This window comes from Streptococcus oralis (genome assembly GCF_003943825.1).
Lineage (GTDB): Bacteria > Bacillota > Bacilli > Lactobacillales > Streptococcaceae > Streptococcus > Streptococcus oralis_CD.
On record NZ_RJNJ01000096.1, the window covers coordinates 1 to 618 of the forward strand.

At 40.5% G+C, this 618-nt stretch carries 1 protein-coding gene; it reads left to right on the forward strand.

Annotated features, from left to right (window positions below; translation table 11 throughout):
• On the forward strand, positions 1-618 hold a 618-nt coding region (locus tag D8863_RS10790; protein ID WP_125441873.1), incomplete at both ends, for a Cna B-type domain-containing protein.

Below are 618 nucleotides of genomic sequence, written 5' to 3' on the forward strand. Positions count from 1 at the left end.
TGTACCAGCTGGCTATAAAGCCTCTGTGACTGGTCAAGTGGTGACAAACACTCATGACGTAGAAACAGTCGTTCTTTCAGGAACTAAGGTGTGGAAAGATAACAACAACCAAGACGGCAAACGTGCAGATAAAGTGAAAGTTCAAATTCTTAACGGCGACAAAGTTGTTCAAGAAATTGAAGTTTCAGAAGCAACTGGTTGGAAGTTCGAATCAAAAGCACTTCCTAAGTATGAAAATGGTAAAGAAATCAAGTATACTGTCAAAGAAGTAGCTGTGAAAGAATATACCTCAACGGTTACTACGTACAAAGATGGTAAGTACACAGTTACCAATACACATGCTCCAGAGAAAACATCTGTAAAAGGTCATAAGATCTGGAAAGATGAAGAGAACCAAGACGGTATCCGTCCAGCATCTATCACAGTGAAACTTCTTGCGGATGGTCAAGACACTGGTAAGACTGCGGTAGCCTCAGAAGCAACTGGTTGGACTTATGAGTTCACAGACCTTGATCGTTATAAAGACGGTCAAGCAATCGAATACTCTGTAGTAGAAGTTCCAGTTGATGGTTATACATCTAAAGTAGAAGGCTTCAATATCACAAATACACACACTCC